Genomic DNA, 26,205 nt, shown 5'->3' on the forward strand with positions numbered 1-26,205 from the left:
CAAAAACAGCAAACGAGTTAACAGTTTGCTGTTTTTTTAGTTATATTTTTATTTTGATTCGCTTTTTCTCATCACTTAAGACTAACTATATAGTCATTTGTTTGCTACAAAAAATATTTCTTTTATCACCAAACACTAAAACAAAGAAAAAACGCTGATAACTAAGCACCTTATAAATGCTTACCTATCAACGTTCCTATCAGATGGGCTGTGCGGGGCTCGAACCCGCGACCCACGGATTAAGAGTCCGTTGCTCTACCAACTGAGCTAACAGCCCTGACCACATAATTATAGCACTGTCATTTTTATATTTCAATAGTTTTTTTATTAATTGAACTTCTATTTTTTACTTAAAAGTGTATGAATTTTTTATTTCAACAATGATCTCATCTATCATTTGAAGTTCTTTTTTATCAACACTAAAAGTCGTTTCATTGAATAACGCTTCACACGTCACAGAGATTGAGTAAGCCATTTTTAATACTTGCTTCATTTTTAAATCTTGATATAAAAAGAAGGTGAATTTCAGTAAGACATTTTCGATTTGCTCAAGGAAAAAACAATTTGTTGCTAACTCGAACTTAAAACTGTGCATTAAAGCGTCAACAAATGATTGAAAACGCCATGTTCTAAATACTTGATGGTGAATATTCCACATGTAATCGCTAAATATGGTAATAATTTGACTAGATACTTCTTGTTCTTTTGCTGAAAGTTTGGTAAAAAACTCGGTATGTTGAAACTCAGCAATGGTATTATGGAGTAGAATCTGATATGGCTTTTGACTCATTAATGAATGTCGTCTCACTGAAATTCCTCCTTTCAAAAAAATAGGGAAGAGGTTCGTAAATCTCTTCACCTTAAAATAATTAAAGGCCATCTCCCTTCCCTGTTTATTAATATACACCCTTTTTTATAAGCAATATTTTGTATTTTTGTCCGATTAAACGACAATTCCTAATGCATCGTTCAGCATAGAGAAAGACACACTAGTCCTCAGTGCCAAGCTAAGATTTCATCTAAATATAATCATTTTACTTCATTAGAACAGGCGACCCACGGATTAAGAGTCCGGTGTTCTTCTGACCTCAGTAATCATCTCCTAAATAAATTCGTTTACAACACGCAAGCATAGAAAAAAGACTCAGCATTCCCCCAATGTTGAATCTTTATCTAAAATAATCGATTTATTTTATTTGGGCCATCGCCCTTCCCCATCTCTTACTATACAGTCTTTTATCAAACAAAAAGATCTTTTCTAGTCCGATTAAGCGACATTACCCAAAATGTATCATAAATAAATGATTAAGTTATGCATGATCTTTAGTTTTCTTTTTTTGATTTGATTTACTAATTGGACAATCCACAGAAGAACAATCACAAGTTGACTCTTTTTTTATTGCATATTTGTAGATAATCCAAGCAACAAAACCAAAGATAAGAATACTTAAAATAATAGTTCCCAAGATGATCCCTCCTATAATAATTGAATGCCCGCAACAGTTTCGGTTTCTTTCGCTGGTTTCGTAACTCTAAATAATGCATAAATCATACCAATAACAAAGATGACAGCTAATGCCGGTGCAAAACCAAATTCATGTTCACCGATTATAACACCACCTAATTGATAAACGATGAAACTTACGACATAAGCAATCCCACATTGATAGGCAATTGCCAACGTTGTCCAGCGCCAATCATTCATTTCACGACGAATCGCACCGATTGCTGCAAAGCATGGTGCACATAGTAAATTAAAAATTAAGAATGAATAACCTGCAAGTGCCGTTAAACTTAGACTCAATTGACCCCAAATTTCCGTTCCAGTTTCAGAAACTTCATCTAAATGTCCGTACAGAATACCAAATGTTCCGACAACATTTTCTTTGGCAATTAAGCCTGTAATTGCTGCAACTGCTGATTGCCATTGACCCCATCCTAGCGGAGCAAACAAAATAGCAATAGCACGACCTACGGCAGCTAACATACTTTTATCTGTTTCAACCATCTCTAAACGATAATTGAATGCTGATAAGAACCAAATAATAACGGAACTAGCAAAAATAATTGTTCCGGCTTTTTTTACGAATGATTTTGATCGGTCATATGTTTGTTGCACACTATTCTTTAATCGTGGCAAGTGATATGCTGGCAACTCCATAATAAATGGTGCTGTTTCACCACTAAACATTTGCGTTTTCTTCAAGACAATTCCTGAAAAGACAATCGTTCCGATTCCAAGAAAATATGCAGATGGCGCCACCCACGAATTTTGTGGAAAAAAAGCACCTGATATTAAACCAATAATAGGTAACTTAGCCGAGCAAGGCATAAAGGTTGTTGTCATAATTGTCATTCGGCGGTCTTTTTCATTTTCGATTGTACGACTCGCCATCACGCCCGGCACGCCACAACCTGTTGCAACTAACATTGGAATAAATGACTTACCTGATAAGCCAAACCGTCTAAACAAACGATCCATCACAAAAGCAATTCGACTCATATAGCCGCAGTCTTCTAAGAAGGATAAACATAAGAAGAGGACAATCAATTGCGGTAAGAAGCCTAAAACAGCTCCGACACCTGCAATAATACCATCAATAATTAAAGACTCCATCCAAGGTGCAACATTCATTGCATGTAACCACTGGGTCACTGTGTTAGGTACAATTTCACCAAATAGGACATCATTCACCCAATCCGTTCCCATAGTACCCACTGTCTGAATTGATAGATAATAAACAAACCACATCACAAACGCAAAGATTGGCAGTGATAGCCATTTATTTGTCACAACGCGGTCAATCTTATCACTGACGCTTGCGGAAACTGAGTTTGATTTAACGACACTCAAGTTCACAATCTTATCTATGAGTTCATAGCGTTCATTAACCATGATACTCACACTATCATCATCCATGATTTGTTCTGAAACATCGACAATATCATGGATTTCAGCTTGATCCTCTTGTGTCATTTTGATCATATCTAACACTTTCTCATCTTGTTCGAACAGTTTTACGGCGTACCAACGTACACGAGGAGTCGGCACATACTTTTCCACAACTTTAACAATATCAGCTAAAGCTGCTTCTAAACGATTCTCAAAAACTAAATGTTGCTGTTTAATATCTTTATTGCGATAAGCATCAATCTTTTCTTTAATTGCCGAAATACCTTCATTTTTAACAACACTGATTGGAATGATGGGTGCACCCAATTGGTATGACAATTTGTCACAATTGATACGATCTCCTGATTTCTTCACGACATCCATCATATTTAGTACTACAATAACTGGGACACCAATTTCAAGTAATTGTGTCGTTAAATAAAGATTTCTTTCTATATTAGTTGCATCAATAATGTTTAAAATAATATCAGGGCAAGATTCAACTAAATAATCACGAGCAATTATCTCTTCTGGAGAATAAGGCGAAAGAGAATATATACCAGGTAAGTCCTGTAAAACTATTGTCTTATCAGTTTTCAATCGACCTGATTTTCGCTCGACAGTCACACCAGGCCAATTACCAACGGATTGCTTATTTCCTGTTAACGCATTGAAAAGACTCGTTTTTCCACTATTGGGATTTCCAACTAATGCAACTGAAAATATCTCTTTACTCATTATGCTCCACCTTTTTCTACTAATATCATTTCTGCTTCAGCTTTTCTAAGTGTTAATTCGTAATTACGAACGGTTACCTCTATTGGATCTCCCATTGGCGCATATTTTCTGACTGTAATCACGGTTCCTTTCGTTAAACCCATATCCATTAGACGACGTTTGACTGAACCAGTACCTAACAATTTCACAACACGGGTTGTTTGCCCAATTGATGTCTCCGAAAGTGGGATAGCTGAAGAAAGGGCTGATACTCCCTTTGGCACGACTTTAATTTTATCAGCAATTGACGCATCTAAACCTAAACGCGTTTGTCTGAAAAAAATAATCAACGACTGTTGATCTGGTTTTGCAATAATATGTAGTATTGTTCCTTCGGTTAAACCCAAATGGCGCAAATGTTGTTCCTCAGATTCCGTTCCAGTAAAGCCAACAAACTCATACATGTGATTTACTGAGCATGACATTAGTGATTCCACTTAACTTCTCCTCCTATATACATCTTTATAATAATTAACTTAGTCTTCGATTGATAATGATAACCATTATCAATGTACAGCTTTTATTTTACGAGTCTTTCTACTAATAGTCAATCAGATATTGTGAATTTAGACACTTATGCATAAAAATAAATCTGCTTAAAGTTAGTCATAATGAAAAAAATTGAAAACAAATGACCACGCCTTTCATACGCCCGAAATCACAAAACATGGTATGCATATTTTTTTTAGACACAATATCTAGTGTTTACTGATTGACTTTTTGTCGAATCACGATATACTAATATCTATAATCATTCTTGAAAAAAGATTTTCAGAGCGATGGTAATTTAGAAGAAAATGGAGTGAGTAATTATGACAGCAATTACCTTATATTCAAAAAATAATTGTCCTCAATGTATGATGACAAAGAAATTTTTAGCCGAAAAAGGCGTTGATTTTGTAGAAGTTAATATCGATAATGAACCACAATATATTGATCAATTAAAAGCACAAGGTTTTCAAAGTGTTCCAGTTATTACAACAAATGATGATCGCATTGCAATTGTCGGTTTTAGACCAGACCAACTTAGAGCCTTGGCAATTTAAAGATGAAATTAGTTTATTTCTCTTTAACTGGACAAACCAAACGCTTTATTAAGAAATTGGATTTTCCTGCTTATGAAATTGATACCAATAATCCATTCTACGAAATAAATGAACCTTATTTACTAGTCGTTCCTACCTATGATGCCGAAGTCACAGAAGTAGTGAACGATTTTATTGAGTACAAAAGTAACCAATCACATCTCTTAGGGGTAGCAGGAGGCGGCAATCGAAACTTTGCTGACCTTTTTATTTTTACTGCAAAAGACATTGCGAGTGATTACAACGTTCCACTTATCTTCGCTTTTGAATTTAATGGTACCGAAGAAGATGTTAAAAATTTTAGGAAAGTAGTGAATCAATTTGAATCTTAAAGAACTAAAAGATGTCTCATACTTTGAGTTAAACAATGAAATTAATCGCCCTGTTGACGATCAAATTCCACTTTTTAAAGATAAAGAAGCATTAGCTGCTTTTTTTGAAGAAAATGTTATTCCACATACAAAAACATTTGCAACAAATGTTGAAAAGATTAACTATCTTGTGGAAAATGAATATATTGAAGCTGAATTTATTAAACAATATTCGCCAGAATTTATTGAAAAATTATATGCCTATTTAGATGAACCGCACTTTAGTTTTAAATCATTCATGGCTGCTTATAAATTTTATTCGCAATACGCTTTAAAATCTGATGATGGCTCACACTATCTCGAAAAATACGAAGACCGTGTGGCGTTCAACGCGCTTTATTTTGCTAATGGAGATGAAGACTTAGCTTTAGCTCTTGCTGAAGAAATGATTTATCAACGTTACCAACCTGCAACGCCATCATTTTTAAATGCTGGTCGTAAACGTCGTGGTGAACTTGTTTCCTGTTTCTTAATCCAAGTTACCGATGATATGAACAGTATTGGTCGCTCAATTAATAGTGCCCTACAACTATCTCGTATTGGTGGTGGCGTTGGCGTTTCACTTTCAAATCTTCGTGAAGCCGGGGCACCCATCAAAGGTTTTGAGGGTGCTGCAAGTGGTGTTGTCCCTGTCATGAAATTATTCGAAGATAGTTTTAGTTATAGTAATCAACTTGGTCAACGTCAAGGAGCTGGTGTGGTTTACTTAAACGTCTTCCACCCAGATATTGAGCAATTCCTTTCAACTAAAAAAGAAAATGCTGATGAAAAAATCCGCGTAAAAACTTTATCACTCGGACTTGTTGTTCCTGATAAATTTTACGAACTGGCACGTAATAACGAGGACATGTATCTCTTTAGTCCGTATAGTATTGAACGCGAGTATGGGGTACCTTTCTCATATATTGATATTTCGGAAAAATATGATGAACTTGTTGCAAATCCAAAGGTCCGTAAACAAAAAATAAGCGCTCGCTATCTTGAAAATGAAATCAGTAAACTACAACAAGAATCTGGTTATCCATATATTATTAACATCGATACTGCTAATCGCGAAAATCCAATAGATGGTAAAATTATTATGAGTAATCTTTGTTCAGAAATTTTACAAGTGCAACAACCTTCAGCTATTAATGATCGACAAGAGTATGAAGTGCTTGGAACTGATATTTCATGTAATCTTGGTTCAACAAATATTGTTAATTTGATGGAAAGTCCTGATTTCGGTCAATCTGTCCGTACCATGACCAGAGCTTTGACAGCTGTAACCGATGCATCAAGTATTGATGTTGTTCCTTCTATCAAAAACGGTAATAGTTTGAGCCACACAATCGGCTTGGGTGCGATGGGACTACATACCTATTTTGCCAAAAATCAAATGATGTATGGTTCAGAAGAATCATTAGATTTCACAAATATCTATTTCATGCTTCTCAACTATTGGACTTTAGTTGAAAGTAATAATCTAGCTAGAGAGAGAAAGACAACTTTCCATAATTTTGAAAATTCAACTTATGCATCTGGTAGCTATTTTGACCGCTATATTGAGACTCCTGTCTTACCACAATCGGACAAAGTTAAAGCTCTTTTCAAAGATATCTTTATTCCGACTGCAAGCGACTGGGAAGCCCTAAGACAAAGTATTAAAAAAGATGGCTTATATCATCAAAACCGTCTAGCAGTGGCGCCAAACGGCTCAATTTCATATATTAACGATACAAGCGCAAGCTTACATCCAATCACACGTTTGATTGAAGAACGCCAAGAGAAAAAAATCGGTAAAATTTATTACCCTGCAGCTCATCTTTCGAACGAAAGCTTACCTTACTATGTCTCAGCTTATGATATGGATATGCGTAAAGTTATTGATGTTTATGCAACTGCACAAAAACACATTGATCAGGGCATAAGTTTAACACTCTTCATGCGTTCAGAAATCCCTGAAGGGCTTTACGAGTGGAAAACAACAACCAAACAAACAACACGTGATTTAAATATCCTCCGTCATTACGCCTTCCATCAAGGGATTAAATCAATCTATTACGTCAGAACCTTCACAGATGACGCTGAGGAAATCGGTAGTAATCAATGTGAAAGCTGTGTAATTTAGAAAGGATGGAGAAAACAACAATGAACTATTATGAAGCCATAAACTGGAATGCTGTCGAAGATTTAATTGATAAGTCAACTTGGGAAAAATTGACAGAACAATTTTGGTTAGACACTCGTATTCCTTTATCAAATGATTTAGACGACTGGCGTACGTTGACCGAAGATGAAAAAGAAAACATTGGACTTGTTTTTGGAGGTCTAACTTTACTTGATACCATCCAATCTGAGAGTGCCATCGAAGCACTTCGTCCTGATGTTAGAACACAGCATGAAGAAGCTGTCTTAAATAATATTCAATTTATGGAGTCTGTCCATGCTAAAAGTTACTCTTCAATCTTCAGTACTTTAAATACTAAAGCTGAAATTGATGACATTTTTGAATGGACGAATTCAAACGAACATTTACAAGTTAAAGCTAAGATTATCAATGAAATTTATTTAACTGGAACACCTTTACAAAAAAAAGTTGCCAGTGTTTATGCTGAAACGTTCTTATTCTACTCTGGATTTTACGCGCCATTGTATTACCTAGGAAACAATAAATTACCTAACGTGGCTGAAATTATTAAATTAATTATTCGCGACGAATCAGTTCATGGTACATATATTGGCTATAAATTCCAATTAGGTTTTAATGAATTAAATGAAAATGAACAACAAGAGATGAAGGAATGGATGTATAATTTACTCTTCACGCTTTATGAAAATGAAGAAAAATATACAGAACTTCTTTATGATAAATTAGGCTGGACTGAAGAAGTGAAAACTTTCTTACGTTATAACGCTAATAAAGCATTAATGAATCTGGGTATGGATCCTCTATTCCCTGATACTGCTAATGATGTCAATCCAATTGTTATGAATGGATTATCTACAGGTACTAGTAATCACGATTTCTTCTCGCAAGTTGGAAATGGTTACCTTTTAGGAACGGTTGAAGCAATGGAAGATGATGACTACTTAATCGGTATGAAAAAATAATAATAAAAAAGATGAAATCTTTGTCAAAATAAAGATTTCATCTTTTTTTATTGATTAGCAATTGCATTTAAACACTTGTAGCGACTTCTTGTTGTTTCTTAACATTAAAAATAAGACGTTTCGATATTATGTAATTAATAATCCCTGCAAGAAGTTGTGTCACTACCGTAAAAATAAATTCATTCAAAAGTGCAGGACTTCCCATATATTTTTGCAGTGCAGGAAAACTAAAGAAACGATTCTGATAATTAATTTGTTGCAGCCTTAACGTTCTCATCCAAAATTCAGCATAACGATCTACAAATAAATGAGACATCCCTAAATCAAAGAAAAAGACAACGATACGACTGATGAAAAAATCAACAAATTGACGAAAACTTTGAACCCAGCCAATCCTGATATGTTTAAAAACAAAATATTTATTACATAAGAAAGAAAATAATAATCCAGCCAATTGACCTAAGACAACGGGAATTAATACATTTGACGTTAACATTCTAAAACTAAATCGTGTGACAAAATAAACAACTGTTGCTAAAAAACCAAACAGAACATATCTTACGACTTGTTTTCTATTAATCATTTACTCACCTCTATTAAAAATACCAAAGGCTAGGATTAAAAACCCCAGCCTCAACATTTTAGAACCATACGCATGTTATGTCAATAATAATTAGAAATATTGGCGGACTTTTTCCAAAGCTTGGTCTTCAATCACGACTTGACCATGCTCTTCCAACACATCTTTTGTCATTGGTGTTTGGTAAGAGAACTCATATAAATGAGCCACACTTAAATTCAAACGTTGTTCACTAAATTTATCCATGATAAATGTAACCACCATAAATAATTGGTCGCGGTATTTATAGACCGCCGTTTTAGCACCACTTAATTCCACATGTTTTGCCAAAATTATCAATTCTTCAAAACTTGATAAACCAAAAACTTTTGATAAATCAGCCGTTTTCAAGTCGCTTTGTTTATCTGATTGATCAGAATCACCTGCTATAGTTGGATTTTTAGCCATTTGTTGTGAAATAAAATCTGCAAAGTCTTCGACTTGAGAATCAACAAGTACTTCATCAAAATTATTTTCATCTGAATCAGAGATTACATTTTTACTGATAAATAACTCTAAGCCGTCACGATTAGGTAAAACTTGGAAAGTCACCGAATCGGTCTCTTGGAACTGTTCATCGACATCTACTTCTTCTAAAATACTATAGAAGAAATTTTCAATTTGTTTTTGATTTCCCAACAAATCTAAAAAGGTGATGCCTCTTTCTGTTAAATCTGAATTTTTTATTGAGACACGAATTGTATTCTCATTAATTCTTTCCATTTCCATATCGTCACACCTCACTTTTCATATTAGTCTTAATAGCATAATTGTAGCGGATTCCCTCAAAAAGTAAAGGAAATCACCTTATTTAACGATAAAATTAAATAAAAAACAGCATGTATAGTTAACACTACCACGCTGCGTCCTACTTTACAATCCTAAATTAGACTAAATGCCTGCCATTAATTGGGCTTGTTTTAATTCAATTGCTCTTACTTCTCTAGGTAAGAAACGACGAATTTCATCTTCATTAAACCCAACCTGCAATCTTTTATCATCAATCATGATTGGACGACGCAATAGTCCTGGGTTACTTTGAACTAATTCTAATAATTTTGGAAGTGACAAATCATCTAAATCAACATCTAATTTTTGAAATACTTTTGATCGAGTTGAAATAATTTCTTCCGTTCCGTTTTCAGTCATTCGTAAAATTTCTTTTAACTCATCTTGAGCAAGCGGTTCTGAAAAAATATTTCTCTCAACAAATGGAATTTGGTGTTCCTGTAACCAAGCTCGCGCTTTCCGACAAGATGTACAACTAGGTGAGGTATATAATTTCAACATACAATCACTCCCTTTCTTTAATGTTCGTATATTAACAATTGTCTGTTACTGTTAGCTACCTTGAGTTTATTATACTATAACAACAAAATAATAGCTACCGAATTTAAGAAAATCTTTAGAAGTTTTTTGTTAAAACCCTCCTTATAAAACGTGATTATATAGGACTTTAGACCTACTTTTTTTACATCCAATAATTTCTTCACACAATAATAAAACATTTTTCAAAAAATGTAACAGGGTGTTTTTCTGTACCAATATAGTCTGTTTTTTTCTAGTTTAGTTTATTTGTTTTTTCTAGTATAATGGAACTATTAAGTTAATTTTAAAAGGTGGAAAAAAAATGAAAACAATTTTCTCTGGTATTCAACCAAGTGGTATCCCCACTATTGGGAACTACATTGGCGCGATGAAACAATTTAAGATGCTGCAAGAAAACTATGACTGCTTCTTCTGTATTGTTGACGAACATGCCATTACTGTCCCACAAGATCGCTTAAAGCTACGTAAACAAATTTTACAATTGGCAAGTCTATATATTGCAGTTGGTCTAGACCCTAAACAAGCCACTATCTTTATTCAATCTGAAGTACCAGCTCATGCTGAGGCAGCTTGGATTGTGCAATGTAATACAGCTATTGGTGAATTAGAACGCATGACACAATTTAAAGATAAATCTCAAAAAAATGGTAAAACTAGTGTCAGTGCAGGACTCTTAACTTACCCACCTTTAATGGTTGCCGATATTATTCTTTATAATTCCGACTTAGTCCCTGTTGGCGAAGACCAAAAACAACATTTAGAGTTAACACGAGATTTTGTAGAGCGCTTTAATACACGTTATGGTACAGCAAGTCAACCTATACTAACACTCCCAGAAGTTAAAATTCCTAAAAAAGATGCTGGTGGTCGAATCATGAGTTTACAAGAACCAACTAAAAAGATGAGTAAATCCGATTCAAATACAAAAGGTTTTATTTCAATGTTGGATGAACCAAATGTAATTCGCAAAAAGATTCGTTCTGCTGTAACAGATTCAAGTGGTAAGATCGAATATGATCCGGAGAACAAACCTGGTATTTCAAACTTACTAGTAATTTATTCTGCTATGACCGAAGAACCGATTGAAGAAATCGCAACAAAATACGCTGACAGTAGTTATGCAGAGTTTAAAAATGACCTTGCCGAAGTTGTTGTTGCTGTTTTAGAACCGATTCAAGCACGCTATGAAGAACTTTTGGTCTCTGAGGAACTACAAGATATATTAGATGAAGGTGCCGAAAAAGCGCAATTCGTTGCCAATAAAACGTTACGTAAAATGCGTAATGCAGTTGGTCTAGGTCGTAAACCTAGACGTAAATAATTCTCTTCTATTTTTAATTATGTTAAGATAATAGAAGAATATTTCAAGGAGGAATTACTGTGGCAGAAAAAGATAATAATAAACAAGATATCAATACAATTTTGACACAAAAAATGATCGACAATCGTACAATCTTAATTTATGGTGAAATTAACCAAGATTTAGCAAAAGAAGTTAGCAGCCAATTACTCCTACTTGCTTCATTAAGCGATGACCCAATTCAAATTTTCATTAACAGCCAAGGTGGTCACGTTGAAGCTGGAGACACAATTCATGACATGATTCGTTTTATCAAACCTGAAGTTAAAGTAATTGGAACTGGTTGGGTTGCAAGTGCTGGCATTACTATCTATCTTGCTGCTAACAAGAAAAATCGCTACTCATTACCAAATACTCGCTTCATGATTCATCAGCCTGCTGGTGGCGTACAAGGCCAAAGCACTGAAATCCAAATCGAAGCCAACGAAATCATTAAAATGCGTGAACGTATCAACCGTTTAATTGCAAAAGCAACTGGTCAAACTTACGAAAAAGTTGTGGAAGATACTGACCGTAACTTCTGGCTATCTGTTGAAGAAGCTAAAGAGTATGGCATTGTGGGTCACATCGTTGACTCTTCAGCAAAAATAAAATAAAGATACCTAACTCTCAATTCAAGTGAAACCTCACTTTGTTGAGAGTTTTTTCTTATATTTTGAATAATTGACTAATATCGTTTTTTAATCCCCCTTTTATATGATAAAATTAAGGTATCAAGATAAGAAAAGAGGGATTAATATGACAAGCGATAACCCAGTAATTTTAAACAATCCGACTCCTCCGACGAATCCAAACCACGAAGTAGAGAAGGAAATCATTGTAAAAGATAATTTTGGTAAAGACTTAGTTAAAAATTTTAAACATCCCGGCGTGGATATCGTTTTACCAGACGATGTACCTGTAAAAGATGAAGGCTCAAAAGCAAAAACAAAACAATATCCATTAGATTAACTTTATAACTAAAAAAATCCTACTTCGTTTTGAAGTAGGATTTTTAATTTAATTATTTAGCTAGTGCTGCTTTAGCTTGGTCAGCTAAGACAGTGAATGCAGCTGGGTCAGAAATAGCTAATTCTGATAACATTTTACGGTTGATATCAATTTCAGCTAATTTTAATCCATGCATCATTTTACTGTAGCTCAAATCGTTCATACGAGCTGCTGCGTTAATACGAGCAATCCATAATTTACGGAAATTACTTTTAGTTTTGCGACGATCTCTAAATGCATAAGTATGAGATTTCATCACTTGTTCTTTTGCTGTTTTAAATAATGTATGTTTAGAGCCGTAGTAGCCTTTAGCTAACTTAAGCACTTTTTTACGACGACGGCGAGTTACAGTTCCACCTTTTACACGTGCCATGATAATTCCTCCTTGAAATGTGTTCTTCGTTCTATTGTTTTAGTCATTATCAGTAACTAAAAAATTATTTCATGCGTGTCAATTGTTGACGAATACGTTTGTAATCGCCTTTTGAAACCATTGACGGTCTACGTAGTTGACGACGTTGTTTTTTAGTTTTGCCGTGGAAACGGTGACTTGTAAACGCACGGAATCTCTTTAATCCGCCACCACCTGTACGTTTAACACGTTTAGCTAGTCCGCGGTGAGTTTTCATTTTTGGCATTTTGATTTTCCTCCTCAGATTAATTTACTTATCTGCTTTTGGCGCAAGCATGATAAACATGCTTCTACCATCCATTTTCGCTTTTTGTTCCACTGTTGCAATGTCTTCAGTTTCACTTGCTAAGCGGTTTAAGACGTCCTGACCAATTTCTTTATGGGTAATTGCGCGGCCTTTGAAACGGATAGAAGCTTTCACTTTGTCTCCCTTTTCCAAAAACTTACGAGCATTACGCAGTTTTGTATTAAAATCATTCACATCGATCGTTGGACTTAAACGTACTTCTTTCACATTAATCACTTTTTGTTTTTTACGAGCTTCTCGTTCTTTTTTTTGTAATTCGAAACGATACTTCCCATAGTCCATTACTTTTGCAACGGGTGGTTTTGCGTTTGGTGCTACTAACACTAAATCTAAGTTTGCACTTTCTGCAATTCTTAATGCTTCTACTTTTGATTTAACTCCTAACTGCTCTCCGTCTGCAGAAATTAAACGTAACTCTTTTGCACGAATGCCGTCATTCACCATAATATCCTTTGCTATGGTCATTCACCTCCAAAAATAATTAGAGAAAAAACACAGAAAAAAACGAGTCCTTATATACAGACCCGCACCAAAAAATTCACTTTTCATAAAATGAAAAAAGAATTATCCTTATCTAGCCCAGTTAGCAAACTAACTAAGGCGAGAAGCGGGTGCTTCTGCTTTATCTCAACTTCATCAGTATACATCAAGCATTTTACAATGTCAACATTTATTATTATTTTTTTCAATCTTTATTTTTCAATCTTTAATTTTTGTGATACTGTTAACATATACTATTAAAAAGGGGTTTTTGCATTTATGATTGGTAACTATTTAACAATGCTTAAAAAGGAGTTTGCTGGTTACAACAAAACAAAACTAATGAAAGATTTGATGGCTGGAATCACGGTAGCTGCTGTCGCACTACCACTTGCTTTAGCTTTTGGTGTCTCTAGTGGCGCAACTGCTGCCTCAGGTATGATCACTGCAATTATTGCAGGTATCATCATCAGTGCCTTATCCGGAGCATTCTTTCAAATCTCTGGTCCGACTGGTGCCATGGCAGCTATTTTAATTTCAGTTGTCGCAAAATATGGGATGAACGGTGTCTTTCTTGCAACTTTCATGGCAGGTGTCATTTTACTTGTGGCGGGTATTTTTAAATTAGGCATCCTTGGAAACATTATTCCTTCATCTGTTATTACTGGATTCACTTCAGGTATCGCTATCATTATCGCACTTGGACAAGTTGATAACTTTTTTGGTTCAACATCTAGTGGAACTGGTCCCGTACAACAGATTAAGAGTTATTTTGTTAACGGCTTCCACATTGATTTTCCAACAGTAATGATTGGGATATTCGTCGTATTATTTATGGTCTTCTTACCTAAGAAAATTAATGCTATCGTACCTTCATCTCTCTTAGCTATTATTATCACAACTGCTTTTGTCATGATTACGAATTGGGACGTGACACGCGTTGGGACTATTCCCACAACATTAATTAGTGATGATCACTTAGCTTTCGGGTCAATTACACCTGAAATGGCAAAAAACTTAATTTCACCTGCAATCAGTATTGCAGTACTTGGCATGATTGAGAGCCTCCTTTGTGGGGCAAGTGCTAGCAAAATGACCGGTACACCAATTGATAACAATCAAGAATTAGTTGCTCAAGGAGTGGGTAATATTATCCTACCATTTTTCGGTGGTATTCCTGCTACAGCTGCAATTGCTAGAAGTAGTGTTGCTATCAAATCTGGTGCTGTCACACGTTTGACTGGAATTTTCCATGCTTTATTCTTATTACTATCGATGTTTCTGTTTGCACCACTTATGTCCAATATTCCTTTAAGCGCACTGGCTGGTGTCCTTATGGTTACTGCGTGGCGTATGAACGACTGGGGTAGTATTCGTTACCTTTTCAACCACCATCTAAAAAGTGGTGAAATCAAATTTGTGATTACAATGGTTACAACTGTCGTCTTAGATTTAAGCTTAGCTATTATGATTGGGACTGCTTTTGCAATGATTCACTTTATTATTAAAAGTGCACACATTGGGATCAATATTGAAAAAGTTGAACCGACACGTATGGGCGTCGAAAACCCTAAACCTGAAACAAAAAATTGGCATGTCGTTTATGTAACGGGTCCACTTTTTTTCATGAGTATTGAATTCTTGAAAGAACGCTTGAAAGATATTCCTAAAGAACAGAATATTATCTTCTCGCTTCGCGGCGTCCCACATATTGATGTGACGGCTTCTAGAGCATTACTTGATTTTTATCATGAAGAACGTGCTGAAGGACGTAAAATTATTCTTTCTTCTATGAACTCAGAAGTCCTAACAAGCTTACAAAAAGCAGGCTTCGAAGAAATTGACGATGAACAAACTGTTTATCCTTCTGTCGATCGCTTCTTAACAAAACTTTTCTCAAAATAAAATCGCAAAAAAGCATCAAATCAGTCACTACAATGTGTTAACTGATTTGATGCTTTATTTTTTTATTTCTTAGCTTACTTTACGACGACGTAAAATGACAACAAAGCCAATCAATGCAAATCCTGCTAAACCTAAATAGTTTTCTGTTTCACCTGTTTGAGGTAAGACACTACCTGGTTTACCACCATTGGTATTTGTTCCATTACCAGTCGCTTTTTTCACTGTTACTTTTTGAGATAGTTCAATTTTAACACCATCATGCATGATATTAACTAAAACTGTATCACCAACAACTAAATTACCAGTTACCGGAATTTCAAATTCGCCTTTAGCATTTGCAATAACTTCTTTAGAAGTGATTGATAATTTGCCATCTTTAGCCCGAACACGGTAAGTTACTTTAGCTCCAGCTAGAGTTTTACCTTTAATTACTTTATCGCCTGCATGAATCGGATTCACGATTGAAGCTTTACGTAATTTTTGTTCTTTTTCACCAGTTGGTTTCGGTTTGCTTGAAGAGTTTGTACCTGAACCACTTGTATCTGTTGATGTATTTGTTGTGCTTGTTGGATCTGTAGTAGTCGTTGTTGTTTCATCTTTCAATGATTTACGATCTAATTTTGGACTTTCGATTAATTTATTTTGAGCTGCTTGTTTTTCAAAATAGCTCACAAATGTTTCTGTATCAGTATCCATTGCTGTTACTAATTTTGATTTAGTGAATGATTTAAAGCCATCCCCACCACCAAATAGAAAATCATTAATCACAATATTGTATGTTGCATCATCTTTTAATTCTTTACCACTAGCATCTTTGACAGTTGCAATCTTGATACCTTTTTCAGGAGAACCAGTATAAGTATATGTTAAGCCAGATACTTGTAGAGAATATCCAGTATTTCCATTTGCATATTGCTCATTTAAGACTGCTTTAACATCTTTACCTTTCATCGCTACAACTTGTAAAATATTGCCAAATGGTTGAACCGCTTGAACAGCACCCCAAGTAATACGACCTGTCACCGGCTCAATCAATAGATCTGCACGAATACCACCATTGTTTGTGAATGCAAAGTCCACATCAACTTTCTTACCAGCAGCATCTTTTAGATTTGTATTTTTCGTCATATAAAGTTGCGCATCAGTGATTAAGTTACCCACTTCAGATTCGCCATGAACATTTGTTTGACGAGAAATGATTGGATTGCCTTTATCATCAACTGACACTTTATTTAAATCAGCAGTTGCAAGCGTAGCTGAAGTTAAAGGTTTAATTGTTTCATTTGCGTGTTCAATAATTTCTTTAACACCTGCATCTTGTTGCGCTTCTGGCAATGCAGTTGTTGGCTTAACTTCTGCTTTTGGTGTTTCTTTAAAGTCTTTTGTTTTCGTATCTAGTTCACCTTGAACATCGATATAAGCTTTACCTTGAGCAGTACTTTGAACAACACGAATACCTGGTTTGTCTTTACGTTCAATGACACCATTTGTAAATTGGTGGTTATGTCCTGTAAAGATAACATCAATACTGTTTTTAGGATCTAATTTTTCAACTTTATCCATAATCGGTACGATTTCATTTGCAACTTTTCCATCTTTACTTGTTGCAGCAATATGTGTCACTAAAACAATCGCATTTACATCTTCTTTTTCTCTTAAAACTTTTGAGTATTTACTAATTGCTTCAGCTTCATCAATGACATTAAAGTCTTTTGTATGTTCCGCTAAAACTAAATTAGGGAATTCATTGGTAATGACACCAATGTAACCGACTTTAACTTTTTTATCACCTTGCCCATATTCTTTAATTGTATAAGGTTTGAAACCTAAAGGAATGTCACCTTTGTTACCATATTTACCAGTTGATTTGTTTTCAATGTTTGAAATAACAATTTCTTGTTTACTTTTTTCTCTTGGGTAAGTAGAGATAGCATTCCAAAGACTATCACTCACATTACCTAATTCTTCACGTGTTGGTTTACGTCCATCCAAAATGCGTTTGAATTCGCCTAAACCTTTATCAAACTCATGATTACCTAAAGTACCAATTGTAAAGTTCATTTGATTGAAGACTCTCATTGTTGGTTCATCTCTAAGTAACGCTGAGTTAGCTGGGCTTGCACCGACTAAATCTCCTGCTTGAATTCTTTCTGTATTTCCATCAGTTTGTTTCGCTTTAAACTCAGTTTCTGCTCCGTTTAAATGAGCAGCTAAATTAGAAGCTTTACCCACGCCAGTGTGTTTCACACCTTCAAGATACGCAGTACCACTAGTATCAATCGCACCATGAAAATCATTCACACCTAGCATTTGAATTGGGATAACGTCACCTGATGTTGTTTTAGCTTTCGCTTTACGATTTAATTCAGGCACAATTACTTTTTTACCAGCTTTTTCCATTGCTGCAAAGTAATCTACAAATGTATTTGTGTCAGTATCCATTGCTGTTACTAAAGTACCTTCAGTAAATTTCTTGAAGCCATCACCACCTCCAAACAAGAAATCATTGATGATCACATTGTATGTTTTCGCTGGATCAATTTCTTTGCCTTTTTCATCTGTAACTTTTTCAATTTTTAAATTATTTTCTTTCCCTTTAGGGTCACCTGTATAAGTATATTTTAGACCAGCAAATTGAAGTGAATAACCAGTACTACCATTAAATTGTTGCCCTAAAACATCGATAATATTTTGACCAGTTAAAGACACGACTTGTAAGATGTTTCCAAAAGGTTGTACAGCTTGGGCTGCTCCCCATGTCACATTACCTTTGTCATCAACTGCTAAATCAGCACGAATCCCACCAGTATTTGTCATTGCAAAATCAACTTTTACTGGATTTCCTTGTGCGTCTGTTAACTTACTTTCATTTGCCATGTAAAGTTGTGCATCAGTGATTAAGTTACCAACTTGTGACTCGTTATCAGCACTTGCTTCACGTGATACTTTACCATCTTTAACATTTTTTATGTCGACTTGGCCAACTTTTGAGTCGGTAATTGCTTTAATTGTTTGACTCGCATGATCAACTGTAGCTTGAACCACAGGATTTTCGACGCCTTCATTAGTTGGTTTGATTTTTGCATCTGGAACTTCAGCAAAATCTTGTGTTTCTGGATCTAGTTCACCCTGAACATCAGCATATGCTTTACCTTGTGCAGTACTTTGTACGACACGTGTTTTATTTTTACCATTTGTATAAACACCATTAGTATATTGATGATTATGAGCGGCAAAAACAAGATCGACACTATTATCAGAATCAAGAGTATTGACTTTATCTAAAATCGGTACAATTTCGCCACCAACAGTATCACCAGAACTAGTTGCTGCGATATGTGATACCACCGCAATCGCATTCACACCTTGATCACGTAATTCTTTTGAATATTTGGCAATTGTTTCAGCTTCATCTAGAACGTTATAGTCTTGTGTGTGTTGTGCCAAGACAAGGTTGGTAAATTCAGAAGTAATCACGCCGATGTAACCTACTTTAACTGACTTACCATCTTTCCCTTTATAAATTCTAGTTGTGTATGGTTGAAAACCATGTGGAATTGCGTTATCGGATTTATTCACTAAGTTTCCGATCACAATTTCTTGAGTAGACGCTACTCGAGGATAATTTGCCATTATTTCAGCTAACGGTCCTTCAAATTGACCGACTTCAGGTTTACGTCCATCTAGGATTCGTTTAAATTCCCCTAATCCTTTATCAAATTCATGATTTCCAAGTGTTCCAATTTCAAAATTCATTTGCTTAAAGACTTTCATCGTTGGTTCATCTGCTAGTAGTGCAGAGTTTGCAGGACTAGCACCGATTAAGTCACCAGCTTGAATTCTTGTTGAGTTACTTGAACTTGTAGCTACAGAGAATTGGCTTTGTGCAATGTCTAAGTTTGTAGCTAATTTAGAAGCTTTACCTGAACCAGGAAATTTATCAGCACCTAAGTACGCTGTTCCTGTAGTGTTAAGTGCACCATGGAAATCATTCACGCCTAGCATTTGGACTGGAATCAAGTTTTCTTTTTTCTTGTCTTTATCCTTATCTTTGTCCTTGTCTTTCGCTTCTGCCTCAGCATCTTTGGCATCCTTAGCTGCTTTCTCAGCATTTAATGCATTAGTTTTTGTACTGTCATCAACAGTTGTTGTACTTGATGCTGTTTTAATTTCGTCTTTTGATGAATTTCTAACCATAGAGTTTAACGTTTTACTTCCTGTTGTCTTTACAGCAGAAACTTCTATTTTAGCTGAAGTTTGTGTTGGTGCTGCGACCACTTCTGCTAAAGGTAAAAAAGCTTGGCTAAATAGTAAACATGTTAAAACTACTGAACCTGAACGTACTTTTTTCTTCATGATATCTCTCCTTTTTAAAATGCATACGCTTACATTTTATCACATCAAAACGTTGGTTTCTATACAAATTCGAATCATTTTTTTAAGATAACGATTTAAGAACTCGTGTTTGTGAATGTTTTAAGTAATTTTTACCTTTTTATCAATGACTCTTAAATTAAAAATGCTAAAAAATAAATTGATTATATAACCTAAAAAAAGAAGCTAAAATTAGCCTCTTCTTAATATTTTCATATTCGTGATTTACTTATCACGTAAATCACCAGTATTAATCACTGGTTGTGTGCCTTTATCAGTAATAATTGAGACCAGTAAATTATTAATCAGTTGTACTTTACGATCATCGGTAAAATTAATATCTTGTTCCGTTTGAATTTGTTCAAGTGCCATTTGAGTCATCGATACTGCACCTTGAACAATGGTTTGACGTGCAGAAAGAATCGCTTTTGCTTGTTGACGTTGCAACATTGCACTAGCAATCTCAGTAGCATAAGCCAAATGATTTAATCTTGTTTCAATAATTTCAACACCAGCTACACTCAAACGATCTTGTAGTTCTTTAGCTAATTTTTCAGAAACCTCAGCTGTATTTCCACGTAGCGTAATATCACCATCTTCAAAAGTATCATAAGGATATTCTGAGGCAATATGACGAATTGCCGTTTCACTTTGAATTTCAACAAAATCACGATAATTATCAACACCAAATAATGCTTTAGCTGTATCTGTCACTCTAAAAACAATCACCGCAGAAATTTCGATTGGATTGCCATCAAAATCGTTTACTTTTAAAACAGCGCTGTTAAAGTTACGGACTCTTAAAGAAATATCAATCTTTTGTGCCAATGGAACAGTAATAAACAGTCCATTCTCTTTGATTGTACCAAAATATTTTCCAAAGAATAAAATGGCTTTAGCTTGATTAGGTGCGACAATGGTCAATGAACTTAAAAATAGAATTGCAATAACTAAGATACCACCACCTAAAACTACTCGCCCAATTGTTTCATAGACAAATCCTGTTAAAACCATAAAGGCTCCAAAAATAAAAAGACCAATAAATAATATTAAACCAAGATACCCATTCATATGAAAAACTTTCTTTTCTTCTTGCATCTCTTCAACCTCCTTATAGATTATCATTTATTATACACTATTTTTACCACGCAAAGGCAGAAGTTGGCGCTTCCAAAAATCTTAACCAAGAATTTTCTTGTAATTTCAATAATGTTAATGATACGCCTGACATATTCGTTGATGTTAAAAAACTTCCAGCTTTCACAAATGAAATATTTAACTCATTCAAGACTGACAGACGTGACACATCATGCGCAAAAATGGCTAATTCCATCGCAGTTGTTGCGCCCATGCCATTAATTAAAATAGCAAATTGAGACTCTTCATTAACATCATAAAAATCAATTAATTTATTTAATAGTTCATTAGCCAAGTTCTCACTCGAACGAAACGGTTCTACGCGATATCCAGCTTCACCATGAATACCTACGCCATATGAAATATGTTGTTCAGGAAGCTCAAACAATGGTTTATTGGGTGTTTCAATACACGTTCCACTTGCTGTTGCAACGCCTAACGTATTCATTGCATACACCACTTTATCACCTATTTCTTTTAACTCAGCTAACGACTTACCTTCTTTAGCAGCAGCACCCAATATTTTATGGACTAAAACAGTTCCAGAAACGCCACGCCGTCTTTTTTTATAGTTATCACGTTTTTCTATAGAGCAGTCATCGTTAACAATGACATGATCAACTTGCATACCTTCTTCACGAGCTAATTTTTCTGCTTCTAGACAAACGTTAAGATCTCTTTCAAAATTTTTAATAATAATTAACACACCATACTTTGTATAAACACTTTTTATCGCTCTTAAAATCTCCTTTGCAGGTGCGGGTTGAAATATTTTTCCGTTAACACAAGCTGTCAGCATACCATCACCAACAAAACCAAAATCCGACGGTTCATGGCCAATACCTCCACCGCCTATTAAAGCTACTTGATTCTTAGAAAAATGCTTTTGTACAATAATATTTGAGTTTGGAATTTTTTCTATAATATCGGAATGTAGAAATGTCGCCCCCTGTAAAACCTGGTCAGACACATCTTCCGGTTTATTAATAATTAACACTATCCTCGCCTCCCGAATAAAAAAACTGAGAAACCTATCTCTCAGTTCATTTTCGCTATTTTACATCATACATAATAACAATTTTTTGAATGCTTTTAAGCCAAGAAAAGCCAACTCGCTATTTAGATTCTCTTTAATATGTTTTCATTTTATGCGGGGAACGAAATATTAAAGAGTATTAATCTAAATAAGTGGCTTAACTTGAACCTACCATAATCCGTTTAAATACTGTAGACTACATTTTTTAAAGTCAATTAGATCTCTTTTAACACTATTAATCCAGCAAGCAAACATAGCGGGGACTATGTCACTCATCAAAAGCCAATCTGCTTTACTAGTGGGGACTAGTAGGATTTAACTTTTAATTTTAATAATGCCCAATTTTATAAAAAATATAATCGAACAAGTATTTAACTGTCAAAATGGAAATTATGATAAAGCAGTCTTTACTATGTTGTTACACATAGCATCAAACATCCGCCAAGCTAAAAAATTAGTTTTCACTCAATTTCCTTAACCTTACTGGTCTGCTTGACACCTTTATTGTAGCAATGAAAGGGCTTTCTTTCCACGGACAATCTTTTTAATTTGTCCGAATTAAATGCTTTTATTTGTTATTTTTACAAAATATTGCTATCCTTACATAGATATCTTTACTTTTTTTACAGGAAGGAATTTTATGACTACAGGGGAAGCTTTAATCACAAAGAAAGTAATTGCTTATTCTTTTAAACATTTAATGAAAACAAAAGACTTCAATAAAATTTCAATCACAGAAATTATGATGCAAGCAGAATTACGACGTCAAACTTTTTACGATCATTTCACTGATAAATATGATTTATTGGCTTGGCTATATCATCAAGAATTCACGGAAAATGTTGAACATTACATCGACTATGAGCCTTGGCCAGAAATCCTAAATCGCGTTTTAACTTATTTTGAAAAAAATAAGCTGCTTTACCAGAAAGCCCTCGCGGTGACCGAACAAAATTCATTTGATCAATTTTTAACAGAACACACTCATCAGTTTTTCTTAACTATTCTCGAAAAACAAGAACAACCTGAGCTTGATTTAACATCAAAAACAAATGCTACTTCATATTCTATCTCAGACTATTCATACTTTTACGCAGTCGGTTTTACTGGCATAGTAACTCCTTGGCTGCTCGATAATTGTCAAGAGTCTGTTGAGGATATCACTAATTATCTCACTGTAATTATCCAAAACAGTATTATTCAACTTTTAAAAAATAAAGAGATACTCTAGTTAATGATTCATTACACAACCATGGCTAGAGTATCTCTTTTCATTACAATTAGTAACACTTTAACAATTTTTTTGTTAAATTTTTTAATGTAAAATCTTACCTTTTTTCAATTGATTATTCAAATAGCTAAAGATTTTATCCGCTTTAGGATAGAAAATTAAACCAAGAACAAAGAATAGAACAGTTACAAAGCCAAGAATGATGATTGCTTTGATCGCAGCTGGCCAATAGACCCCACCGACTGATTCTCTTAGTAAATTAACCGCATGTGTAAATGGAATATATGGGTTAATTGCTCTAAAGAATGGTCCGGACATCTCAATTGGGAAGTTTCCTGCCCCGGCGGATATCGACAGTACGAGTATGATAATTGCCATCCCTTTTCCAAGATTTCCAAATAAGGCGACTAACACATAAACGATCATCATGAAACTAAAGCTCACAATTAAAGCAAAGATAATATTCAATACTGGATTTTTAGTGTACGCACCTAGTAAGAACTGATTACCTAAGACAACAATTAACGTTTGACCAACACCCACTGTTAAGAATGTCATCATTCTTGCTAAAAATTGTTGACGTTTTGAGTAACGTTTTTTCTCTTCATCGTCTAAAGAGAATTTCGTACTTGCAATACTTGAGAAGAGAACTGCACCTACCCACAGACACAACGCTGTATAGAATGGCGTACTTGCTGAACCATAGTTTGGAATGTGATAGATATGTTCTGTTTTCAGCTTAACTGGTTTAGCCAAGAATTCACTTTCCGCATTGGCATCAGATTTCATTAATTTAATCACTTCAGTTAAATCAATATCTTCTTCACCTTTACGAATTAAGCCACTCGCTTTTCCAATACTTTTCTTAATATTTGGCCAGTCATTTTGAACCATATCTGTTGCCATTTTCAATGATGTCTCTAATTTTGGCATTTTATCATTTGCTTTATCCACAGTTTTCTTAACATCAGATTCAATACCTGGTAAATCTGTTTGGATAAAAGTTGATGCTTTATTCAATTTACCTTTTAGAACTGGGAAATCTTGTCTAAAAAAGTTCGCTCCCCCATTAATACTACCCACAATAAGTGGCATGTTACCATTCACAAGTTCATTCACAGCATGAATTTCTTGTTTAACTTTAGGCATTTCAGCACGATATTTTTCAAAATAAGTAATTGCAGTTTCAATTGTACCACTTGTTGCAGTTAACAATTCACCAACATTCGCAATTAAATTTTGATTTACAATTGCACCTGTGACGTTTCCAGCAATTGTTAACATATTTTGTGCCTCTTCAATTACTGACTCCACTGCACTTGTGATAGCACCAACTGGAATACTTTCAGCTTGATGTTGAATATTGTTAGCCGCATCACTTATTTGATTTAATGCTTGTGATAATTGACTCGAAGTTTGCGAAATAGAATCCCAATTTGCTAAAACATTATCTACTTGCTGCTCCGCATTTCCGACTACATGAGATAGATTACTTAATTGTTGGATTACACCATCTAATTCAGACGAACCTGTTGTTTCTTGTAAGTTTGTTAAAACGTCGATTTGACCATCAATCATACTCTTTTGGAAACTCAAACGTTCTGAAACTTTAACAAGATGGTTATGAATTGCTTCAAGTGATTCATCTGATAAATCTTCATCCAACATACCCGCTAGTTGGCCCGTAAGGTGAGCTGTTTCTTGAGACACTACGATAACAATCGAAAGTCCGGATTCAACACCTGAGGCAATATTTGGTAATGCTGTTTGAATTTGTGCAATACTATTTTTAACCTCTGGAATTAGTTTATTTGCTGAAAGTGCTAATTCATTAACTTGAGGTAAAACTTTCTGTGCATTTTTAATAATTGTTAAGCCATGTTTAGCTTCAACAACCGCTTGATCCATGGTATTCACAACACCATCAAAATCTTGATCAATCATCGCAATTTGTTCGCCAGCATGTTCAATTTCTGGAATCCTTGCTTGCGTTGCATAAACTAAACCACCAACTTTTTCAATTTCTGGTACGCGACCATTAATTGCGACGACTTTTTGACCCATTTTGTCAACTTCAGGTAGATAGTCTACGAATTCATTGGCCATCTTTAATTTTTCTTTCATATCTGGAACTTTTTTATTTAACTCGACAACTTCTTTGGTATAACCATCAATGACGTCAAGATTATCATTCAGTTCTAAAACTTTAGCTGTCACTTTTTTAATAGATGGTAAATTAGAGTCTAGATTAAAACCAATATCATTTAGAATATCTAAAAGTGTTCGGCTTGCTGTGGTAATAAACTCTGTTGTAATAGTTTCTTGCAGTGTTCCCGCACCTTTATCTGAAATCTTAGGTGCAATCGCATTTATTTTTTCATTCACACTATAATTGATTTCTGGATGTTTAATATCACCCTGAACAAAACTAACTAAATTCTCTGAAAAGTCATTTGGTAAATAAATCCCTGCGTAATACTTACCACTTCTAACCCCTTTATCAAGTTCCTCTTTACTTGAAACAAATTGCCAATCTAAAGTATCATTCTCTTTAAGATTATTGACAACTTCTTTACCGATATTTACCTTTTTATCCATCACAGTAGCTGGTTTATCGTCTGAATAAACTGCAATTTTTAAATCTCCTGTGTTTGAATATGGATCCCATAAAGCTTCAATATTAAACCAAGCGTATAAAGAAGGAATTATCATTAACGCAATCATCAATACGAGAGTTAATTTATTTCGGTAAATTCGACGCCAGTCTAAGGCATATAATTCAAATACTTTTTTTAATTTTTCCATT

The 26,205-nt window shown here is 34.6% G+C and carries 23 protein-coding genes, 1 tRNA gene and 1 other annotated feature; of the genes, 9 read left to right on the forward strand and 15 right to left on the reverse strand.

The window, feature by feature from the left end:
* Nucleotides 1-204 precede the first annotated feature (204 nt).
* From ESZ54_RS07390 to ESZ54_RS07410, 5 genes are all read right to left on the reverse strand, one after another.
* A tRNA-Lys gene (locus ESZ54_RS07390) sits at nucleotides 205-277 on the reverse strand.
* 69 nt (nucleotides 278-346) lie between these two features.
* On the reverse strand, nucleotides 347-808 hold the full coding sequence (locus tag ESZ54_RS07395; RefSeq protein WP_136137031.1) for a hypothetical protein: 462 nt from the start codon (nucleotides 806-808) through the stop codon (nucleotides 347-349).
* Between the two features lie 502 nt (nucleotides 809-1,310).
* Nucleotides 1,311-1,466, reverse strand: a complete 156-nt coding sequence (locus ESZ54_RS07400; protein WP_239433769.1) for a FeoB-associated Cys-rich membrane protein — start codon at nucleotides 1,464-1,466, stop codon at nucleotides 1,311-1,313.
* A gap of 11 nt (nucleotides 1,467-1,477) precedes the next feature.
* Entirely contained in the window at nucleotides 1,478-3,631 is a 2,154-nt protein-coding gene (feoB, locus tag ESZ54_RS07405) for a ferrous iron transport protein B (RefSeq protein ID WP_136137033.1), read from the reverse strand.
* The gene (locus tag ESZ54_RS07410) at nucleotides 3,631-4,107 is read right to left on the reverse strand and encodes a FeoA family protein (protein WP_136137034.1); all 477 of its coding nucleotides are present in this window, start codon (nucleotides 4,105-4,107) and stop codon (nucleotides 3,631-3,633) included. The genes feoB and ESZ54_RS07410 overlap by 1 nt, the downstream gene beginning before the upstream one ends.
* Nucleotides 4,108-4,482: 375 nt before the next feature.
* Here ESZ54_RS07410 and nrdH point away from each other — a divergent pair, with 375 nt between their 5' ends.
* From nrdH to nrdF, 4 genes are read left to right on the forward strand one after another with little or no spacing between them, the layout of a single operon-like run.
* Nucleotides 4,483-4,716: a glutaredoxin-like protein NrdH gene (gene nrdH, locus ESZ54_RS07415; RefSeq protein ID WP_136137035.1), complete on the forward strand. Its 234-nt coding sequence runs from the start codon at nucleotides 4,483-4,485 to the stop codon at nucleotides 4,714-4,716.
* Between the two features lie 2 nt (nucleotides 4,717-4,718).
* Nucleotides 4,719-5,087: a class Ib ribonucleoside-diphosphate reductase assembly flavoprotein NrdI gene (gene nrdI, locus ESZ54_RS07420; RefSeq protein WP_136137036.1), complete on the forward strand. Its 369-nt coding sequence runs from the start codon at nucleotides 4,719-4,721 to the stop codon at nucleotides 5,085-5,087.
* Nucleotides 5,077-7,236, forward strand: a complete 2,160-nt coding sequence (gene nrdE / locus ESZ54_RS07425) for a class 1b ribonucleoside-diphosphate reductase subunit alpha (protein ID WP_136137037.1) — start codon at nucleotides 5,077-5,079, stop codon at nucleotides 7,234-7,236. The genes nrdI and nrdE overlap by 11 nt, the downstream gene beginning before the upstream one ends.
* Before the next feature lie 20 nt (nucleotides 7,237-7,256).
* Nucleotides 7,257-8,219, forward strand: a complete 963-nt coding sequence (gene nrdF / locus ESZ54_RS07430; protein ID WP_420824358.1) for a class 1b ribonucleoside-diphosphate reductase subunit beta — start codon at nucleotides 7,257-7,259, stop codon at nucleotides 8,217-8,219.
* Between the two features lie 67 nt (nucleotides 8,220-8,286).
* Here nrdF and ESZ54_RS07435 read toward each other — a convergent pair whose 3' ends face one another.
* From ESZ54_RS07435 to spxA, 3 genes are all read right to left on the reverse strand, one after another.
* The gene (locus ESZ54_RS07435; protein WP_136137039.1) at nucleotides 8,287-8,802 is read right to left on the reverse strand and encodes a GtrA family protein; all 516 of its coding nucleotides are present in this window, start codon (nucleotides 8,800-8,802) and stop codon (nucleotides 8,287-8,289) included.
* A 90-nt stretch (nucleotides 8,803-8,892) separates the two neighbouring features.
* Nucleotides 8,893-9,567 (reverse strand): adaptor protein MecA, encoded by a 675-nt coding sequence (locus tag ESZ54_RS07440; protein ID WP_136137040.1) that lies wholly within the window; start codon nucleotides 9,565-9,567, stop codon nucleotides 8,893-8,895.
* A gap of 162 nt (nucleotides 9,568-9,729) precedes the next feature.
* Nucleotides 9,730-10,128 carry a transcriptional regulator SpxA gene (gene spxA / locus ESZ54_RS07445; protein ID WP_136137041.1) on the reverse strand — a complete coding sequence of 133 codons (399 nt, stop codon included), beginning with the start codon at nucleotides 10,126-10,128 and terminating at the stop codon, nucleotides 9,730-9,732.
* A gap of 340 nt (nucleotides 10,129-10,468) precedes the next feature.
* Between spxA and trpS the strand changes: the two genes are divergently transcribed.
* The 3 genes from trpS (at nucleotide 10,469) to ESZ54_RS07460 (ending at nucleotide 12,478) form a co-directional block, all read left to right on the forward strand.
* Nucleotides 10,469-11,488, forward strand: a complete 1,020-nt coding sequence (trpS, locus tag ESZ54_RS07450; protein ID WP_136137042.1) for a tryptophan--tRNA ligase — start codon at nucleotides 10,469-10,471, stop codon at nucleotides 11,486-11,488.
* Nucleotides 11,489-11,547: 59 nt separating this feature from the next.
* Nucleotides 11,548-12,123 carry an ATP-dependent Clp protease proteolytic subunit gene (locus ESZ54_RS07455; protein ID WP_136137043.1) on the forward strand — a complete coding sequence of 192 codons (576 nt, stop codon included), beginning with the start codon at nucleotides 11,548-11,550 and terminating at the stop codon, nucleotides 12,121-12,123.
* 142 nt (nucleotides 12,124-12,265) lie between these two features.
* Nucleotides 12,266-12,478 (forward strand): hypothetical protein, encoded by a 213-nt coding sequence (locus ESZ54_RS07460; protein WP_136137044.1) that lies wholly within the window; start codon nucleotides 12,266-12,268, stop codon nucleotides 12,476-12,478.
* Between the two features lie 52 nt (nucleotides 12,479-12,530).
* On the opposite strand, the gene rplT is transcribed toward ESZ54_RS07460, so the two are convergent.
* The 3 genes from rplT to infC all read right to left on the reverse strand — a co-directional run bounded on the left by rplT (nucleotide 12,531) and on the right by infC (nucleotide 13,701).
* Nucleotides 12,531-12,890: a 50S ribosomal protein L20 gene (gene rplT / locus ESZ54_RS07465; RefSeq protein WP_136137045.1), complete on the reverse strand. Its 360-nt coding sequence runs from the start codon at nucleotides 12,888-12,890 to the stop codon at nucleotides 12,531-12,533.
* A 64-nt stretch (nucleotides 12,891-12,954) separates the two neighbouring features.
* A complete protein-coding gene (gene rpmI / locus ESZ54_RS07470; protein WP_077275582.1) occupies nucleotides 12,955-13,155 on the reverse strand; it encodes a 50S ribosomal protein L35 in 201 nt (66 codons plus the stop codon).
* Between the two features lie 24 nt (nucleotides 13,156-13,179).
* Entirely contained in the window at nucleotides 13,180-13,701 is a 522-nt protein-coding gene (gene infC / locus ESZ54_RS07475) for a translation initiation factor IF-3 (RefSeq protein ID WP_136137046.1), read from the reverse strand.
* 25 nt (nucleotides 13,702-13,726) lie between these two features.
* Nucleotides 13,727-13,865 (reverse strand) — a sequence feature (ribosomal protein L20 leader region).
* A 130-nt stretch (nucleotides 13,866-13,995) separates the two neighbouring features.
* Here infC and ESZ54_RS07480 point away from each other — a divergent pair.
* Nucleotides 13,996-15,621, forward strand: a complete 1,626-nt coding sequence (locus ESZ54_RS07480; RefSeq protein WP_136137047.1) for a SulP family inorganic anion transporter — start codon at nucleotides 13,996-13,998, stop codon at nucleotides 15,619-15,621.
* 69 nt (nucleotides 15,622-15,690) lie between these two features.
* Here the strand turns inward: ESZ54_RS07480 and ESZ54_RS07485 are convergent, their stop codons facing one another.
* From ESZ54_RS07485 to ESZ54_RS07495, 3 genes are all read right to left on the reverse strand, one after another.
* On the reverse strand, nucleotides 15,691-19,977 hold the full coding sequence (locus ESZ54_RS07485) for a 5'-nucleotidase C-terminal domain-containing protein (protein ID WP_136137048.1): 4,287 nt from the start codon (nucleotides 19,975-19,977) through the stop codon (nucleotides 15,691-15,693).
* 243 nt (nucleotides 19,978-20,220) lie between these two features.
* Nucleotides 20,221-21,093, reverse strand: a complete 873-nt coding sequence (locus ESZ54_RS07490) for an SPFH domain-containing protein (protein ID WP_136137049.1) — start codon at nucleotides 21,091-21,093, stop codon at nucleotides 20,221-20,223.
* A gap of 43 nt (nucleotides 21,094-21,136) precedes the next feature.
* The gene (locus tag ESZ54_RS07495; RefSeq protein WP_204249522.1) at nucleotides 21,137-22,129 is read right to left on the reverse strand and encodes a dihydroxyacetone kinase subunit DhaK; all 993 of its coding nucleotides are present in this window, start codon (nucleotides 22,127-22,129) and stop codon (nucleotides 21,137-21,139) included.
* Nucleotides 22,130-22,808: 679 nt separating this feature from the next.
* Here ESZ54_RS07495 and dhaS point away from each other — a divergent pair.
* On the forward strand, nucleotides 22,809-23,399 hold the full coding sequence (dhaS, locus tag ESZ54_RS07500) for a dihydroxyacetone kinase transcriptional activator DhaS (RefSeq protein ID WP_162615131.1): 591 nt from the start codon (nucleotides 22,809-22,811) through the stop codon (nucleotides 23,397-23,399).
* An 84-nt stretch (nucleotides 23,400-23,483) separates the two neighbouring features.
* On the opposite strand, the gene ESZ54_RS07505 is transcribed toward dhaS, so the two are convergent.
* Nucleotides 23,484-26,204, reverse strand: a complete 2,721-nt coding sequence (locus ESZ54_RS07505) for a YhgE/Pip domain-containing protein (RefSeq protein ID WP_136137052.1) — start codon at nucleotides 26,202-26,204, stop codon at nucleotides 23,484-23,486.
* Nucleotide 26,205 lies beyond the last annotated feature (1 nt).

The sequence above is a fragment of the Vagococcus silagei genome, from assembly GCF_004795745.1.
Lineage (GTDB): Bacteria > Bacillota > Bacilli > Lactobacillales > Vagococcaceae > Vagococcus > Vagococcus silagei.

What these genes read in the sequence shown, in the direction of transcription:
- nrdH (WP_136137035.1), top strand. Translation starts at nt 4,483, where the DNA reads ATGACAGCAATTACCTTATATTCAAAAAATAATTGTCCTCAATGTATG.
- rpmI (WP_077275582.1), bottom strand. Translation starts at nt 13,155, where the DNA reads ATGCCAAAAATGAAAACTCACCGCGGACTAGCTAAACGTGTTAAACGT.
- spxA (WP_136137041.1), bottom strand. Translation starts at nt 10,128, where the DNA reads ATGTTGAAATTATATACCTCACCTAGTTGTACATCTTGTCGGAAAGCG.
- infC (WP_136137046.1), bottom strand. Translation starts at nt 13,701, where the DNA reads ATGACCATAGCAAAGGATATTATGGTGAATGACGGCATTCGTGCAAAA.
- ESZ54_RS07435 (WP_136137039.1), bottom strand. Translation starts at nt 8,802, where the DNA reads ATGATTAATAGAAAACAAGTCGTAAGATATGTTCTGTTTGGTTTTTTA.
- dhaS (WP_162615131.1), top strand. Translation starts at nt 22,809, where the DNA reads ATGACTACAGGGGAAGCTTTAATCACAAAGAAAGTAATTGCTTATTCT.
- nrdF (WP_420824358.1), top strand. Translation starts at nt 7,257, where the DNA reads ATGAACTATTATGAAGCCATAAACTGGAATGCTGTCGAAGATTTAATT.
- ESZ54_RS07460 (WP_136137044.1), top strand. Translation starts at nt 12,266, where the DNA reads ATGACAAGCGATAACCCAGTAATTTTAAACAATCCGACTCCTCCGACG.
- ESZ54_RS07480 (WP_136137047.1), top strand. Translation starts at nt 13,996, where the DNA reads ATGATTGGTAACTATTTAACAATGCTTAAAAAGGAGTTTGCTGGTTAC.
- ESZ54_RS07485 (WP_136137048.1), bottom strand. Translation starts at nt 19,977, where the DNA reads ATGAAGAAAAAAGTACGTTCAGGTTCAGTAGTTTTAACATGTTTACTA.
- nrdI (WP_136137036.1), top strand. Translation starts at nt 4,719, where the DNA reads ATGAAATTAGTTTATTTCTCTTTAACTGGACAAACCAAACGCTTTATT.
- ESZ54_RS07490 (WP_136137049.1), bottom strand. Translation starts at nt 21,093, where the DNA reads ATGCAAGAAGAAAAGAAAGTTTTTCATATGAATGGGTATCTTGGTTTA.
- trpS (WP_136137042.1), top strand. Translation starts at nt 10,469, where the DNA reads ATGAAAACAATTTTCTCTGGTATTCAACCAAGTGGTATCCCCACTATT.
- ESZ54_RS07440 (WP_136137040.1), bottom strand. Translation starts at nt 9,567, where the DNA reads ATGGAAATGGAAAGAATTAATGAGAATACAATTCGTGTCTCAATAAAA.
- feoB (WP_136137033.1), bottom strand. Translation starts at nt 3,631, where the DNA reads ATGAGTAAAGAGATATTTTCAGTTGCATTAGTTGGAAATCCCAATAGT.
- rplT (WP_136137045.1), bottom strand. Translation starts at nt 12,890, where the DNA reads ATGGCACGTGTAAAAGGTGGAACTGTAACTCGCCGTCGTCGTAAAAAA.
- ESZ54_RS07505 (WP_136137052.1), bottom strand. Translation starts at nt 26,204, where the DNA reads ATGGAAAAATTAAAAAAAGTATTTGAATTATATGCCTTAGACTGGCGT.